Source organism: Diaphorobacter caeni, assembly GCF_015354245.1.
GTDB lineage: Bacteria > Pseudomonadota > Gammaproteobacteria > Burkholderiales > Burkholderiaceae_C > Diaphorobacter_A > Diaphorobacter_A caeni.
Genome location: NZ_JADKYZ010000008.1, coordinates 275308 through 291073 on the forward strand (window position 1 = coordinate 275308; position 15766 = coordinate 291073).

General features: G+C 63.4%; 13 protein-coding genes. 5 read left to right on the plus strand and 8 right to left on the minus strand.

The window, feature by feature from the left end:
• Positions 1–45: 45 nt before the first annotated feature.
• Positions 46–273, plus strand: coding sequence for a hypothetical protein (locus tag ISG32_RS20115; RefSeq protein ID WP_194772787.1), 228 nt, complete (start codon positions 46–48; stop codon positions 271–273).
• Positions 274–408: 135 nt separating this feature from the next.
• Here ISG32_RS20115 and fumC read toward each other — a convergent pair whose 3' ends face one another.
• Both fumC and ISG32_RS20125 read right to left on the minus strand, forming a co-directional pair.
• Positions 409–1803: a class II fumarate hydratase gene (gene fumC / locus ISG32_RS20120; RefSeq protein WP_194772788.1), complete on the minus strand. Its 1395-nt coding sequence runs from the start codon at positions 1801–1803 to the stop codon at positions 409–411.
• Positions 1804–2105: 302 nt separating this feature from the next.
• On the minus strand, positions 2106–4613 hold the full coding sequence (locus ISG32_RS20125) for an IPTL-CTERM sorting domain-containing protein (RefSeq protein ID WP_194772789.1): 2508 nt from the start codon (positions 4611–4613) through the stop codon (positions 2106–2108).
• A 338-nt stretch (positions 4614–4951) separates the two neighbouring features.
• Here ISG32_RS20125 and ISG32_RS20130 point away from each other — a divergent pair, with 338 nt between their 5' ends.
• Both ISG32_RS20130 and ISG32_RS20135 read left to right on the plus strand, forming a co-directional pair.
• The gene (locus tag ISG32_RS20130; RefSeq protein WP_194772790.1) at positions 4952–5491 is read left to right on the plus strand and encodes a DUF3617 domain-containing protein; all 540 of its coding nucleotides are present in this window, start codon (positions 4952–4954) and stop codon (positions 5489–5491) included.
• A 348-nt stretch (positions 5492–5839) separates the two neighbouring features.
• On the plus strand, positions 5840–7393 hold the full coding sequence (locus tag ISG32_RS20135) for a fumarate hydratase (RefSeq protein WP_194772791.1): 1554 nt from the start codon (positions 5840–5842) through the stop codon (positions 7391–7393).
• An 85-nt stretch (positions 7394–7478) separates the two neighbouring features.
• Here ISG32_RS20135 and ISG32_RS20140 read toward each other — a convergent pair whose 3' ends face one another.
• The 4 genes from ISG32_RS20140 to ISG32_RS20155 form a co-directional block, all read right to left on the minus strand.
• Entirely contained in the window at positions 7479–8921 is a 1443-nt protein-coding gene (locus ISG32_RS20140; protein WP_194772792.1) for a CsgG/HfaB family protein, read from the minus strand.
• Positions 8922–8936: 15 nt separating this feature from the next.
• Positions 8937–9605, minus strand: coding sequence for a hypothetical protein (locus tag ISG32_RS20145; RefSeq protein WP_194772793.1), 669 nt, complete (start codon positions 9603–9605; stop codon positions 8937–8939).
• 131 nt (positions 9606–9736) lie between these two features.
• Positions 9737–10852, minus strand: coding sequence for a hypothetical protein (locus ISG32_RS20150; protein WP_228529958.1), 1116 nt, complete (start codon positions 10850–10852; stop codon positions 9737–9739).
• 20 nt (positions 10853–10872) lie between these two features.
• Positions 10873–12069, minus strand: coding sequence for a hypothetical protein (locus ISG32_RS20155; RefSeq protein ID WP_228529959.1), 1197 nt, complete (start codon positions 12067–12069; stop codon positions 10873–10875).
• 440 nt (positions 12070–12509) lie between these two features.
• Between ISG32_RS20155 and ISG32_RS20160 the strand changes: the two genes are divergently transcribed.
• Complete coding sequence (locus ISG32_RS20160; RefSeq protein ID WP_194772794.1) at positions 12510–12938, plus strand: MAPEG family protein; 429 nt, start codon at positions 12510–12512, stop codon at positions 12936–12938.
• A gap of 5 nt (positions 12939–12943) precedes the next feature.
• On the opposite strand, the gene ISG32_RS20165 is transcribed toward ISG32_RS20160, so the two are convergent.
• Positions 12944–13735 carry a hypothetical protein gene (locus tag ISG32_RS20165; protein ID WP_194772795.1) on the minus strand — a complete coding sequence of 264 codons (792 nt, stop codon included), beginning with the start codon at positions 13733–13735 and terminating at the stop codon, positions 12944–12946.
• A 60-nt stretch (positions 13736–13795) separates the two neighbouring features.
• Positions 13796–14458 (minus strand): GntR family transcriptional regulator, encoded by a 663-nt coding sequence (locus ISG32_RS20170; protein WP_323745966.1) that lies wholly within the window; start codon positions 14456–14458, stop codon positions 13796–13798.
• 209 nt (positions 14459–14667) lie between these two features.
• Here ISG32_RS20170 and ISG32_RS20175 point away from each other — a divergent pair, with 209 nt between their 5' ends.
• A complete protein-coding gene (locus tag ISG32_RS20175) occupies positions 14668–15714 on the plus strand; it encodes a TRAP transporter substrate-binding protein (RefSeq protein ID WP_194772797.1) in 1047 nt (348 codons plus the stop codon).
• Positions 15715–15766 lie beyond the last annotated feature (52 nt).

Sequence of the window (15766 nt, forward strand, 5' to 3'; positions counted from 1 at the left end):
CTTTTTTTCGCACCCGGCGTACCATCTATTGGCAGGAGGTGCACCATGGAAAACGCCGATCACCCAATCGTCGCCCTGTTTCGCCAACGCGCCGAACAGATGGACGCCGCGCGCGAGCCTCGCGATCCGGATGAGTCCATCGTCAAGCTCGCGGTCTGGATGTCGGAGAACATCGATCGACTCGACGGCAACGACATCGACGCGCTCGTGCAGGTCGGCGGCGCCATGTTCCGTGAACAGCTGCGCCGGCGCATCATCAAACGAGTCAAGTGAACAGCTCCTCTGGCACTTCGAGCCTCCCGTAGCGCATGAAACTGGTGGCCCCCAAGCGAGGGCAGCCGCGCAAGGGCCGCCCCGCCGCGCTGGCCGCGCCTCCCTGCCCGAAACAATTCAGGGGGTGTTCTCAAATCACAGATTGCCGACCATGTTCCCCGGCACGACCCACTGGTCGAACTGCTCAGCCGTCACATGGCCGCTCGCGATGGCGGCGTCGCGCAGGCTGGAGCCTTCCTTGTGCGCCTTCTTGGCGATGTAGGCGGACTTGTCGTAGCCGATGTGCGTGTTCAGCGCGGTCACCAGCATGAGCGAGCGGCTGACCAGCTCGGCGATGCGCTCGCGGTTGGGCTCGATGCCGACCGCGCAGTGCTCGTCGAAGCTCACCATGCCGTCGGCGAGCAGGCGCACACTCTGCAGGAAGTTGTGCGCCACCAGCGGGCGGAACACGTTGAGCTCGAAGTTGCCCGAGGCGCCGCCGAAGTTGATCGCCACGTCGTTGCCGAACACCTGCGCGCACAGCATCGTCATCGCCTCGCACTGCGTCGGGTTGACCTTGCCCGGCATGATCGACGAACCGGGTTCGTTCTCGGGAATCGACAGCTCGCCAAGACCGCTGCGCGGACCGCTCGCGAGCCAGCGCACGTCGTTGGCGATCTTCATGAGACTGGCCGCCAGCGTCTTGAGCGAGCCATGCGCGTGCACCAGTCCGTCGCAGCTCGCGAGTGACTCGAACTTGTTGGGCGAGGTGACGAACGGGTAGCCGGTGATCTGCGCGATCTCGGCCGCCACGCCTTCCGCGTAGCCCTTGGGGGCATTCAAGCCCGTGCCCACCGCCGTGCCGCCCAGCGCCAGTTCGTAGAGGTGCGGCAGCGCCGCGCGGATGTGCTTTTCGCCATGTTCGAGCTGCGCGACCCAGCCCGAAATCTCCTGCCCGAGCGTGAGCGGCGTGGCGTCCTGGAGGTGCGTGCGCCCGATCTTCACGATGTCGGCGAACGCCTCGCTCTTGGCCTTGAGCGTCGCGTGCAGGCGCGCGATCGCGGGCAGCAGCTTCTGTTCGATGGCCGTCACCGCCGCCACATGCATGGCGGTGGGATAGACGTCGTTGCTCGACTGGCTCTTGTTCACCTCGTCGTTGGGATGCACGAGGCGCGACTCGCCGCGTTCGCCGCCCAGCAGCTCGCTTGCGCGGTTGGCCAGCACCTCGTTGACGTTCATGTTGGTCTGCGTGCCCGAGCCGGTCTGCCAGACCACCAGCGGAAATTCATCCGGATGCTGGCCGGCGATCACCTCATCGGCAGCCGCAACGATGGCCTGGGTCTTTTTCTCGTCCAGCAGGCCGAGGCGGTGGTTCATGGCAGCGGAGGCGCGCTTGACCTGCGCCAGCGCGTGGATGATTTCAACGGGCTGCTTCTCACCGCTGATCTTGAAATTCTGGATCGAGCGCTGCGTCTGCGCGCCCCAGAGCTTGTCTGCGGGCACGTCGATCAGCCCGAATGTGTCTTTCTCCTGCCGAACAGCAGTCGTCATGCGAAAACTCCTTGAATGTGAGCACATACAAAGCGGCACGGGTGGCTGGAGAACGAAGATGGCAGCTTGTGGCCATTGGCTATAGCGTTCCGCTTGATCAGTGAAGTGCCGTGCGCAACCTGATGGCAACCTGCGAGCGCGCGGCAAATCCACTCCATGCTATTCGAACCACCAGAAACCATGACGTCGCGACAGGCAAGTCAGAGGAGCGCACGACAGAAATGAAAAATCCTCCGTCGTGCCAGATCATGAACCTGGTACGCGGAGGATGTTCACCAGAGCGCTATGGCCCGTGCGCTATGTTACGTGCGGCTGGTGCGCCGTTGCCGCAGCGCGCCGAACACGGCCAGCATTGCCGAGAGCAGCACGAGCGCCCCCTGTCCCAGCGTCGGCACAGGGGCGGGGACCGGTGCGGCCACGACGCTGAATGTCGTCGTCGCGGACTTGCCATTGACGGTGGCGGTCACGGTGTAGTCACCCAAGGGCAGCGCCTGCGCCTGGGTGGAATAGCTGCCGTCGGCGTTCAGCGTGGCGGTTCCCTGCCACACCACCTTGCCGGTGCTGTCGGTGATGCTCAGGTCCACGCTCGTCGCTGTTCCCGGATACTGCACCGTCCCGCCCACGTTCGGCTTTTGAGTCGGTGTCAGCGTGCCAGGCGGGGTGACCGTGACTTCCGTTGGAGGATCGGTCACCTTCAGCGGCGTGGTCGCCGAACTGCCGTTGGCGGTCGCCGTCACGGTGTAGTCACCTTTGGGCAGTGCCGAGCTGTCCACCGCATAGGTTCCATCCGGGTTCAGCGGTGCGGTACCCTGCCACACCACCGTGCCCGTGCCATCGGTGATCTTCACTTCCACCGTGTTGGCGGGCCCAGGGTTGGTCACCGTGCCCGCGATATGCGATGGCTGCTTGGAATCCACGGTCGGCTGCGGCCCCACGGTCACCGCCGTTTGCACTACCTCGAACTGGCCGGTCGCCATCGCGCCATTGACCGTCGACGTGATGCTGTAAGTCCCCTTCGTAGGCAAAGCGTTCAAGGGCACGGTGTAGTTGCCGCTGGCGTCCAGAGGCACGTCACCTTCATAGACCTTGGCGCCATTCGGATCAGTCACCACCACGTGTACCGTCGTGGCAGTTCCGGGGTATTGAACGTTGCCGGTGATCGTGGACGGCTCCGTCGTCGTGTGCGTCGGCGGTGGAGTCACGGTGACCGCGCTGACGGAAAAGCCGCTCGTAGCAATGGCGGCCGTCGGCGGAACGCCGGTGATGGTCGCCTCCACCAGATAGTTCCCCACTGGCAGCGCGTTCGTCGGCACCGAATAACTTCCGTCGGGCTGGATCAGCACCCCAAGGAACGTATCCACCACGTTGCCGCCCGCATCGCGAAGCACGATGTCGACCGTTGTGGCGGCCCCCTTGTTGGGCACAGTTCCGGTGATCGTGTTGGTGGTGCCTGCAGCGATGTTGGGCGGCTGCGTCATGGTGATGGCCGGGGCCGTCACCGTGAAGGGAGTCGGTCCGCTCAACACGACACCCGGGCCAGTTGGATCGTTGGGATTGACCAGCGTGGCGTCCGCCGTGTAGTTGCCCGGAGGCAGGCCTGAAGGCCCTGTGCCGACAAAAGAATAGGTGTTGGTCACCGGATCGATGGCCGCCGCATACACGCCCACCACATTCCCGCCCGCATCCCGTACGGTCACGTTCACTGTGGTCGCGTCGGTGATGGCATTGGTCACCGTTCCGGAGAAATTCAGCGCATCCGCGGACGTCTGGCTGGCCGCAGTGGCTGGTGCGGCGATCGCGGGAATGCAGGTCTGGACCAGGCTGGTGTCCAGCATTTTGAGGAGCGACTGGCTCGTGTTCATCCCGGAAGTGCCGACCACGCCGCTTGGCGTCGTGTTGGTCGTGTTGTCGGCAAAGTTTGAATCATTGTTGCCAGCGATGCTGCGCATGCCGCCATTCATGATCGCAAACACGATGGTGTTCGTGCCGCTCGCCCACAACGGCTGGGCGGTTGGGTGTGCCACCTTCCAGGCGGTGTTCGTGGGCAATCTGAAAGTGTTGCCCGGTGCCGCCATGCTGGCCGTGTAACTGGCGGAGGTAGGCGAAAACGATGACAGATTGCCACCGTTGTTGGTCGTGCCCACCAACTGTCCATTGACGTAGATGCCCTTGAGCCGGTCGTCGGAGTTCCAGAGACCGGTTCCGTAATTCATATTGTTGATGTTGATACCGAACTGGTTCACGTCCATGAGCGAATCCATGGTGAACGTGAACTTGTAGTAGTACATCACATTGGGGTTGTGATTCAGCTGAACGGCTTGGCCGTTCATTCCAACCTTCTGCCCGTTCTCCCCCGTGCTGCCATAGCCGGAGGTGGCCTGATCTCCCATCACCACCCAATTGCCGTCGATGGCAGGCATGGTGGGATACGGGTCGTAGAAACCGCTGCCACCCGTGAGCGCCGTCGAGCTCGCGACATTGCGTGAACCCGTCACGCCATCCGACCCCGTCAACGGATACGCCTGTGCATTCCGAGGGAAGCGCTTTTCCACCCCGGCCTGCCAATACCTCCGGCTGTCATTCGGGAAGGTATAGAGCAACGTCGAGCCGTTGTACTGAGCCCCGGCATTCGAGGTGTTGAACGCGTCTCGCAGGTTGTGCACTACGTTCGCAGCGGTGCTGCTGGTGTTGCAGGTCAGCACCGGCGGCGTGGGCGCAGGGACGTTGGTCTGCGCGTGCGCAGCTACGCCCATCAGCACCAATGAGGTTCCGCCCAGCGCCCGAATCAGCGCAGCAAATGGATGTTGCATGTTTTTCAAGAACTATTGGAAAAATTTACTACTGACAATATTACATCAATATATTTTTTAATCGTATGCGAATTCACTTACGGTTCGGCTTTCCAGCGCCATTCACCTGCCAAACGACCCGATGCGGTCAGATGTTTTTTTGCCACAGGCACATCCAGCTCGCTCTTTTTTGAGAACAGGCAACTCCATGGAAGGAGTTCTTTGTTTCGTTTCTTTACATGCACCATCGATGCGCGCCCGAAATAATGCGTCGGCGCACTTTGCGCACAGAGACGCGGGAGTACAGGCCAGCTGTCGCTCCTGCCCACACATTCATTCATTCATCACTTGGAAAAATCATGCGCAGCATCATGAGAAATCGCCTCAACCTTCCCGCCGCCGTGGTCGCTGCCCTGTGTGTCACGGCTGCGTTCAGCTCATCCGCTCAGGAGATGCCCACGCGCAAGGCGGGGCTGTGGCAAATCACCACCGGCGGCACGACCGGCACCACCAAGACACCCGAACAGGTGATGCAGCAGTGCGTGGACACCGCCAGCGACAAGGCGCTGCAGAAGATGGGCTCCGGCATGATCAACAGCATGAAGTGCGAGAAGAACGACACCAAGAAGGACGGCGGCAAGTACATCGGCCACTCCATCTGCCAGATGGGCCCCTCCAAGATGGAGAGCAAGAGCGTGACTTCGGGTGATTTCGAGAAGGAATACACCGTGACCGCCGACTCCACCTTCAACCCGCCGATGGCCGGCATCTCGACCACCAAGTCAGTCATGGTCGCCAAGTGGATCGGCCCCTGCAAGGCGGGCCAGAAGCCCGGCGACGTGACCGTCAACGGCCAGACGATGAATCTGCTGAACATGGGCCAACCCCAGAAGAAGTAAGTCTTCAGCGCGAGGCTTGCGGGCTGCGGATCGGGATGGGCTGCAAGGCGCAACCCGCAGCAGACCGCAGCTAACCGCCCATGGCCGCGCCTGCATGAGCGTGTGGAGGTCGCGCACACGCTCTCAGGCCTTTCCTGCAGCCATATCGAGGGCACCCCGCGCAGGTGCCCTTTTCATGCCGGTTACATCACGGGCACATGACCGCTCGGGTTCCACGGCGCGGGAAGCCGCCGAGTCCTCTATAAGACTTCTCGGGTTTTCCCAGCAGGCTTGGCGCGCTTCGGCGGATAATTGACAGGTTTTCCCTGCGCTTCCCCCGGCGCGCCCATAAACCTAGCAAGCTTCACGATGACCACAACCATCCGCCAGCAGGACCTGATCGACTCGATCGCAGGTGCCCTCCAGTACATCAGCTACTACCATCCCGCTGACTACATCCAGCATCTGGCCCGCGCCTACGAGCGCGAGCAAAGCCCGGCGGCCAAGGATGCGATGGCGCAGATCCTCACCAACTCCAAGATGTCCGCCACCGGCCATCGTCCGATCTGCCAGGACACCGGCATCGTCAACGTGTTCCTGAAAGTGGGCATGGACGTGAAGTGGGAAGGCTTCACCGCCGGTCTCGAAGACGCCATCAACGAAGGCGTGCGCCGTGGCTACAACCACCCCGACAACACGCTGCGCGCCTCGGTCGTGGCCGATCCGCACTTCGCGCGCAAGAACACCAAGGACAACACGCCTGCCGTCATCAACGTGCAGATCGTTCCCGGCAACAAGGTCGACATCATCGTCGCGGCCAAGGGCGGCGGCTCGGAGAACAAGTCCAAGATGATCATGATGAACCCGAGCGACAGCCTGGTCGACTGGGTTCTCAAGACCGTTCCCACCATGGGCGCTGGCTGGTGCCCGCCTGGCATGCTGGGCATCGGCATCGGCGGCACGGCTGAAAAGGCCGTTCTGCTCGCCAAGGAAAGCCTGATGGAAGACCTCGACATGTACGAGCTGCAGGCCAAGTCCGCGCGCGGCGAGAAGCTCGATCAGGTCGAAGAGCTGCGCCTGGAGCTGTACGAAAAGGTCAACGCCCTCGGCATCGGCGCGCAAGGTCTGGGCGGTCTGGCCACGGTGCTGGACATCAAGATCAAGATGTACCCGACCCACGCCGCCTCCAAGCCCGTGGCGATGATCCCCAACTGCGCGGCCACCCGCCACGCACACTTCGTGCTCGACGGTTCCGGCCCCGTGTATCTGGACGCGCCATCGCTCGACCTGTGGCCCAAGATCGACTGGGCACCGGACTACAACAAGTCCAAGAAGGTCGACCTCAACACGCTGACCAAGGAAGAAGTGGCGAGCTGGAAGCCCGGCGAGACACTGCTGCTCAACGGCAAGATGCTCACCGGCCGCGACGCCGCGCACAAGCGCATCCAGGACATGCTCGCCAAGGGCGAGCCGCTGCCCGTCGACTTCACCAACCGCGCGATCTACTACGTCGGCCCGGTCGATCCGGTGCGTGACGAAGCCGTCGGCCCCGCAGGTCCTACGACCGCCACCCGCATGGACAAGTTCACCGACATGATGCTGGAGAAGACCGGCCTCATCGCGATGATCGGCAAGGCCGAACGCGGCCCGGTCGCCATCGAGTCCATCAAGAACCACAAGAGCGCCTACCTGATGGCGGTCGGCGGCGCGGCTTACCTCGTGTCCAAGGCGATCAAGAACGCCAAGGTGGTGGGCTTCGAAGACCTGGGCATGGAAGCCATCTACGAATTCGACGTGGTCGACATGCCCGTGACCGTGGCGGTGGACTCCGGCGGCACCAGCGCGCACATCACCGGCCCGGCCGAGTGGAGCAAGCGCATCGCCTCGGGCGAGTTCAAGGGCATCTCGGTCGCGGCTGAATAAGCGGACCACCCTCTCCCAACAAAAAATCCCGGCATGCCGGGATTTTTTGTTCATGGCTCAGAAGCACTTCATCGACCGTGCCGCATCACCATTTGTCGTCGTTGGCCTTCACCGATGCCGGGGCCGCGGACTCCTCCTGCTGGGGCGCGCGTGTCTGGCGACGAGCCGGAGCAGGCGCAGCTGGCGCAGCCGCCGCCGGTGCGGACTGCGCGTCGCCCATCGCACCCTTCGCCGTCGCGACATCCTTGAGCTGCTCGCGCACCTGCAGCGCGCCCGCAGGCAACTGGTCGAGCTGTCCGCGCACGTTCTCGAGGCGACCGTAGGAAAGGTTCGGCGTCACGCGGTCGATCACAAGATCGCAGCATGGCGACTCCACGCGGCCAAGGCTCTGGCCGGTCTGCGGGTCCTTCATCTCCGCGCCCATGTTGACCATGGCGTAGCGCGTGCCCTCCTTCATGAGCTGGCCGCCCTGGCTCAGCACCACGTTGACGCCGTCGCGCGACACCACCGTCACCGGGAAGGTGCGGCGCATCACCGAGGTGATCACCTGATTCACGATGTCGGTGTTCATGTCCTCCAGCACGCGGCTGCCGTCCACGCCGCTGCCGAGCGTGGTGGGCGCGGTCGATGGCGCCATGCCGCGCAGCGCGTCCGAGGCGGTGACCTGACGCGTCGCCACGTTCACCAGCTTCTGCGTCATCGCCCAGCCGCCCGAATAGCTCACCAGCTCGCGATCACTGGTCTTGAGCTGGCGTGCGTGGCGGTTGTAGGCCAGATTGCTCACGCGCGCGCTCCACACCAGATCGGCGCTCGCGGCCTGCGAGAGCTTGGCGAGTTCCGCGCTCGGAGCCTGACCCGACGAGATCATCTCCAGCTCGTTCTGGATGTCGGGGCTGAACTCGCGGTCCAGCACCGCGAAGCGGCCCGTCTGCACCAGCGCGTCGCTGATGCGCTGGCGCAGTGTGGCTCCCACTTCGGCGGACGAAACGCTGCGGTCGCCCATCGGCAGATTCGGCGAATCAAAGCGGATCTGGCCGACCACGACCTTGATCTTCTGCATGTCCGCCGAGGGCTCGAACTTGGCGATCTGCGCCTCGATCGTGGCCTTGAACTGCTTGTCGGTGATGAGACCAGGTTCGCGCAGTTCGACGAGCTTGAAGTTCTGGATCACGCCGCCGGATTTCTGCCGCACCAGCTCGACGAATTCATTGGCGCGCAGCGACGCGGATTCGCGCCCCAGACTCACGTCGAGGCCGTACTTGGCGCTCACGCTCGCGGACTCGACCGCCGCGCCATTGACCTGCAGAATCGCCAGCTTCATGGCCTCGGCCACGGCCTCGCCCGCTGTCGCGCCAAAGCCCTGCGCCGAAGTCTGCACCGTCGTGAGACGGCCCACGTCCGGGACGGGCGCGGCCACGTTCTTTTCGGCGGCAGGAGGCTTGGCGGCCTGTTCGGGCTCCGCCTTGTTGCAGGCCGACAGCAGCACGACGGCCGCCATCGTCAAAGTCAAACCGAGAAGTTTGCGCATGCGTTCGCTCCGCCTTTACAGAGCCGACAGTGCGGCGGTGGCGTCGGCCGGAACGGGAATGTCCTGGCTCTGCGCAAAGGCCACCGCGTTCTTGAGCGCATCGCTCACGTTGCCCATGGAGCCGGGAAAGTTCGACACCACGTACGCGGCCGACTGCAGCTTGGGCAGTTGCGTGACCGGCGCGCTCTTGAGGTTGCTGCCCATGGTGCCGACGTTCTTGCCCACGCCCACAAACTTGGTCACGCCCGATGCCAGCGTGAGCAGGCCCTTGGAATAAAGCGCCTTGGAGTTCGCGTCGAGCACGGGTTGCTTCGCAAGCTCCGCAGCGACGGCGTTGGTCGATGCGGCCACGGCCTTGTTCGACTCCTCAAGCGCATCCTTAGTCGCGCCTTCGGTCAGTGACGAGGCGGTCGCGGCCGATGCAGCTGCATCGCTCTTGAGGCCCAGCGCCTCGGCCATCAGCGCGTTGGCGTTGAGCACTTCCTTGTTCGCCGCCACATAGCCGCGCACCAGCGAATCCTGCTGACCCGTGAGGTCAGTTGCCGATGCGCCGGAGCCGCCGCCGACGAGGTTCTTCACCGCGCCGACGCTGGGCAGCGAGAACTGTGCGTGCACGCAGGTGCTGGCGCCGAGCGCGATGACGGCGGCGATGACGGTCTTCTGGATCTTCTGGATGTGGTTCATGATTTTTCTTTCCTTCCTGAATCGAACGGACGTTGAGGCGCACGCGATCCGCGCGCTCCTGTGGCGCCAATCGCGTGTGAGTGATGTGAGGTGCTTGAAGCGGACGGAACCTCGGGGCTCCGTCCCAATGCTCAGTGGATGCCCTTGGCGGTGAGCTGGCTGCTCAGTTCGCGTGCCGCGTTGTTGGCCGCGAGCTTGAGCGCATTGCCGCGCGCGGTCGCCTCGTCGGGACCCGTGCCCGCGAACTGCACCGGGCCGACGGCGGCCTGCACGGATGGAATCGCCTTGGCCACGTTGTAGACCTTCGCGTTGACCGACACGCTCACGCGCACGAGGCCGGTGGACGGGTCCTTGTCCGGCGCGGTCAGATCGAGCGTTCCGAGCGCCACATAGGGAACGCCCGCCACGCGCATGCCGCTCGCGATCGACTGCAGCGTGGCGGCCTTGAGGTCGTTGCCGCTGGTGTAGTCGGCCTCGACCTTGGCCACCGAGAAGCGGCCTTCGGTGGCCGGCTCGGCCATGGCCGCATCGACCACCTCAAAGCCCGCACGCGCGAACAGGCCCGTGAACACGGTGTTCAGATTGGCGCTGGGATAGAGGCGATAGGTCGCCTCGCTGGAGCGCTTGGTCGTGCTGCCGCCGGTCTCGATGCTGTGCGAGCGGCTGGCGTTCACGTCGGTCTTCTCGGACATCGATTCGCTGGTGCTGATCCGGTTGCTGCGGATCGACTCGCCCTCGCTGCCCTTGCGCGCCGTGTTGCCCGCGACCTTCACCTGCGCCTGTTCGTCCACGCGCTGATAGACGCGGTCGTCAAACGACTTCACCGATGCCACTTCGCGCGAGACGAAGACGAACACCAGTTGCGACTTGTCGGCCGCACCGGCCTTGGACACCGCCGAATTCGCCTTCACCAGGTTGCGAAGATTCGCCACGTTGAGCGACACGCGCACGGCCACCGTGTACTGGCGCTTTTCGGGCGCGTCCTCTTCGCCGAGCACCGTGGTCTCGAGGATGTAGCGGTCGGGATTGGCGAGAATCTTTTCGCGCACGGCGTCGAAGTTTTCGCTCTCGGATTCACCGGCTTCGGCGTAGTGGAACTCCACCGCCTTGAGCTGCGCGTTCTGCAGCGCGCGCGCCTTGTCGTCGGGCGAGGCGAGCTTGCCCTGGTAGCTGACGGACGCTTTGCCGCGTGCCTGCTGCACCTGCGCAAAACTGCTCAGGGCCAGGCTCGACAGCACAAGCGCCATGAAAAATCGGACAAAACGGGTCATTTGCATTGAGCGATCAATTGGTTGGTTTTTGAAATCTGCGCAGCGATGTCGGGCGCGGATGCTGCCGCCTTCACCCAGCTCATGTCCTTGCTGGCGATCGCCGTGGCCAACCGCGTGAACATGCCGTTCCACGAGTCATAGAAGGCCGGAAAATCATCCACCCAAGTCTGTGTCGAAGGCACGACCTTGGTCTCGCCATTCTTGAGCGCCGTGTCGAGCCAGGTGGAGCCGAGCAGCGGCTGCTCGATGCGGAACTTGGCATAGGTGCCGTAGATGAAGCTCTCGCCCGCCGCCACCGATCCGAACTTCACCTTCTTGAGCCCGGTGAGATCGACCGAAATCGCGTAGTCCGGCTCGGGCAGCTTGAGGTTGAACACCGTGCCGTCAGCCACGCGCATGGGCAGCACATTGCCGACCGCATAGCCCTGCGAATACGGAATCAGCGGCACGCCTGCGCGCGTGGAGATCGCTTCGCTCACCATGTCCGCCGCCCATGTCTCGGCCATGCCTGGCTCGCTTTTCAGATAGCCCGGCAGGCTCGCCATCACGTCGGGGGCGAGCTTCACCTCGGTGACCTTGAGCAGCCTCGGCACCTGCGCCGGAATCGTCGCGCCTGCGAGCACGCCGGCGTATCGGCCGAAGATGCCCGGCTTGCCCGCCGCGCCCTCGTAGACGTTCTTCACGCGGGCATAGATTTCGGCCTGCGTGGGTTCGTGGTCGAACACGTCGATGAAGGCGAAGCTCACCGGGTACGAGCGCACCACGGTCATGCTCTTGAAGTCAAAGAACAATGCCTGTCCGCGAATCAGCACGAAGAGCTTGCGCAGCTTGCCGAAGTTCTCGACGGAGACCGTCTCGGAATTCACCACCAGCGAGGTGACGATGGCCTGATCGCGGCCTTTGAGCTCGTCGAGCATGCCCTGCTCGATCTTGAGATGCTGCGAAGGCACGACCGCCAGATTGGCCGTGATGCGGCCATAGGCACGCTCGCCCGTCTGTTCCAGTTCTCGCTCGTAAGCGCGCGAGAACGGGAAGCGCTGATCGAGGCTCGCCGCATCGCCCGAATAGGCCAGACCCGCAAGCGTCACCGGTGTCTGCTCGGCATGCACGGTCGTCGCTGCCGTGATCGCCAAAATGAAAAACGCACAGACATGCCGCACGCCCGCGCGCAGCGCATTTCCAAACCGCTTCAAGAGTACCCCTCCGTCATGGTCGGCAGCGTCCACGTGGCTGCCGATCACTTGTTCTGCATTGCGCCTCCGGTCATTGCGACCGGAAATCACGCTTGCTGTGTCGTCAATTGTAAGCATCAACAAGTTAATAACTTTACAAAAAACTACAAAACAACAGCTTGCCAGATCGATGTCAGCGCTCACCGACAGGCTGCTCCGCACCGCTCCGTAGCCTGCAGACCAGAGCATCCAAGCGCGCGCGATCCATGTCCTGCAAACAGCAAAGGACATGACATCCGCTGTCCGATACCCGTGCATGCGAGGAACAAGAAATGCACCACGGCATGCGACCAACAGAGCGGTACCCCTTCCGCGTGCAGAATGCCGAGCCATGTGATGCCGAGGACGCCGACTGCGCACCCGACGCCGTCCGCCTCGGGCCACCGCAGAGGAGTCTTCGCATGCCCCACGCCACCTCGATTCTTTGGCCTCTGTTCGCGCTCGCCGCATGGACCCTGTGCATGGCACTGAACCTCGGCCTGCGCCGCGTGCGCGCCACCCTGCGCGGCGAAGCGGAGATCGCCCAGTTCGCCTGCGGCGAGTCGGGCCCGCTGCCCAGGGCCCTCATCCTCGCCAATCGCAACTACATGAATTTGCTCGAACTGCCGATGCTGTTCTACGTGGTCTGCGTGATGAGCTATGCGACGGGCATGCGCAGCACTTGGCTGGTGACGCTGGCATGGGCCTATGTGGCGCTGCGCATGCTGCACAGCCTCGTGCACCTGAGCTACAACAACGTGCTGCATCGCTTCGCGCTGTTCGCGGCGAGCAATGTGATCCTCACGCTCTTGTGGCTGCTGCTCGCGCTCATGCTGCGCGCGCAGAGTTGAGCGCTTCAGCCGCGCCGCAACCTCGTGCGCAGCACCAGCGCGGTGGTCGTCAGCATCGATGCGACGGTCGCCAGCAGCAGGCCGACCATCGGCTCCATGTGCTGCACGAACACCGCGACGCAGAAGCAGAACACGGCCAGACTGCAACCTCCGAGCAGCGCCGCATGCAGCGTCGCGATCACGCTGGCCGATCCGTAGCGCTCGTGGATGGTGGTTGCGATCACGGTGTAACCGATGGGAAAGGCGAGCAGAATGCCCGCGCTCGATGCGCCCAGCCAGCCCGAGGCCGTGGTGATCGACGCGACCATGACCCCCGCGAGCGCACCGCGCAGCAAAAGAAGCGGCCACCCTGCCTTGCCGCCAGTGCCGGCGGTGCGATCCACGAACGGACGACTCACTCGGATCGCGCCCCAGGTGACGACCACGAACAATGCCACGCCCAGCCAGAGATACGGCGGCAACATGCGACACAGCGCAGCGGTGATGACCCACGCGCCAAACGCGATCGCGAGACTCGCCAGCGGCCTGTGCCGACGTGAAGCGAAAAGATAGGCCAGCACGAAGGCCTGCGTCGCGGCCAGCGAGATCAGCGTGTAGGTGGCGGTGAGCGAGACGAAATCGACGGGCGCCTGCCGCACCAGAAAGAAGAAGGCCGGCCCCATCACCATCGGCAGACCGGCGAGCGCGCCACCGATGATCGGGCCGAAAGCGCCGACGGACCATGACACGCCGATCACCACGATGGCGGTGCAGAGCATCCGGATCAGCAGCGCAGCATTGACCGAGAAATGCTCCATGCGGTTCAGCGAATGAGTGCGGTGAGCCGGCAGTGGCCCGAGAGGTGATGGGCCACGGCGTCAGCGGCGCCCAAGAAGCGCCTGCCGGAACGACAGAATGTGGAACTTGACCGCCTCTTCCGCCCTGTCCGCATCGCCGCTTGCAAGCGCCTCGAGAATGTTCTGATGCTCGTCGTGCACCTCGGTCACATGACCCGCCGTCGACAGCGAAATCGCCCAGAAGCGCTGCGAGCGCGCATGCAGCACGCGCAGCACTTCGATCAGCACGGGGTTGCGCGAAGCATCGGCGATCTGCTCATGGAACTGCCGGTCGCAGTCCATCATCCGTGCAACGTCACGCGCCGCCACCGCTTCGTCAAAAGAGCGGGCAGTGGCCCGCAGCACCGTGATTTCGGCAGCCGTGATGTGCCGCGCCGACAGCCGCGCGCACAGGCATTCGTTGACTACCCGCACATCGATCATGTTGAGCGCATCGTCGATGGACAGCGGCGCCACCATCACGCCCTTGCGCGGAATGATCTGCACCAGCCCCTCGGTCGCGAGGCGATGCAGCGCGTGATTGAGCGGCGTGCGCCCCAGCGCCATGTCGGCCATCAGCGTGGCGGTGTTGAGGTACTCGCCGGGCTTGTAGATCAGCGTGGTGAGACGGTGCTTGAGCTTGGTGTAGGCCAGCTCGTTCTGCGACAAGCCCGAACCCGCCTCGAACGAAGACGCATCTTTCACATCAGGATCCAACGGGGTCACCAACACAAGAACTCCGAACACCGGTCAACCGAACATGCGGCGAATCATATCCGAGATGCCCGGCGATTTCTGGCATGAAATTCGCTTGATATAGCGTTAATACTGATGTGAAATTTCACAGCTGCACCACAATGGCGCGACACGCACATCAGCGGTGCAATTCAATTCCCAAAACGAAAGGACTTGTCATGAAACGCCTTCTTCCTCTCGCCGTACTGGCAGCCAGCGCCCTCGCCGCCCCCCTGAGCCATGCACAGGAATACCCAGCGACCAAGCTCAAGGTCGTGGGTGGTCTGAGCAATCTGAGCCTCTACAACGAGTTCGAGAAGCCGTTCTGGACCACGACCATCCCCAAGGCCTCCGGCGGCAAGGTCACTGCCGACATCAAGGGCTTCAACGAGATGGGTCTCAAGGGCCCCGAGCTGATCCGTCTGATGTCCCAGGGCGTGATCGAGTTCGGCACCTCCACCCTTGCCTACTTCGCGGCCGACAATCCAATCAACGAAGCCATCGACCTCGCCGGTCTCGCGCCCGACGTGAAGACCGCACGTGCCGTGACCGACTCCTTCGAGCCGATGTACGCCAAGTTCTACGCGCAGTCCGGCGTCAAGGTGCTGGGCATGTCCACCTATCCGGCACAGGTGCTGTTCTGCAATGCGGACATGAAGAGCCTCGCAGACGTGAAGGGCAAGAAGGTGCGCACCAGCAGCCGCACCCAGGCGGAATTCGTCGAGGCGCTCGGCGGCTCCAGCGTCACCATGGCCTTCGGTGAAGTGGTTCCCGCGCTGCAGAACAAGGTGGTGGATTGCGCCATCACCGGCTCGCTCTCGGGCTACTCGGCCAAGTGGTACGAGGTGTCCACGCACCTGTACGCGCTGCCCGTCAACTGGAATCAGCAGATCCACGCCGTCAACCAGAAGGCGTGGGACAAGCTCAACCCCAACGTGCAGAAGCTCATCACCACGCAGTTCAAGACCATGGTGGACGACATCTGGGCTGCCGCCGGCAAGCAAACGCAGGAAGGCTATGACTGCAACACCGGCGCCGCCGCCTGCACCAACCCGGTGAAGGGCAAGATGGTTCTGGTCCAGCCGACCGATGCCGACCGCGCGCTGCTCAAGAAGGTGCTCGCCGAGTCCGTGCTGCCCAAGTGGGCCGCTCGCTGCAGCGCTCAATGCGTGACCGACTTCAACGCCACCGTGGGCAAGGTGGTCGGTCTGACGGCCAAGAAGTAAATCTTCCGTCGCACCGTTTTTCCATTGCTTGATTTGAAAGCGGCGGCTCAGT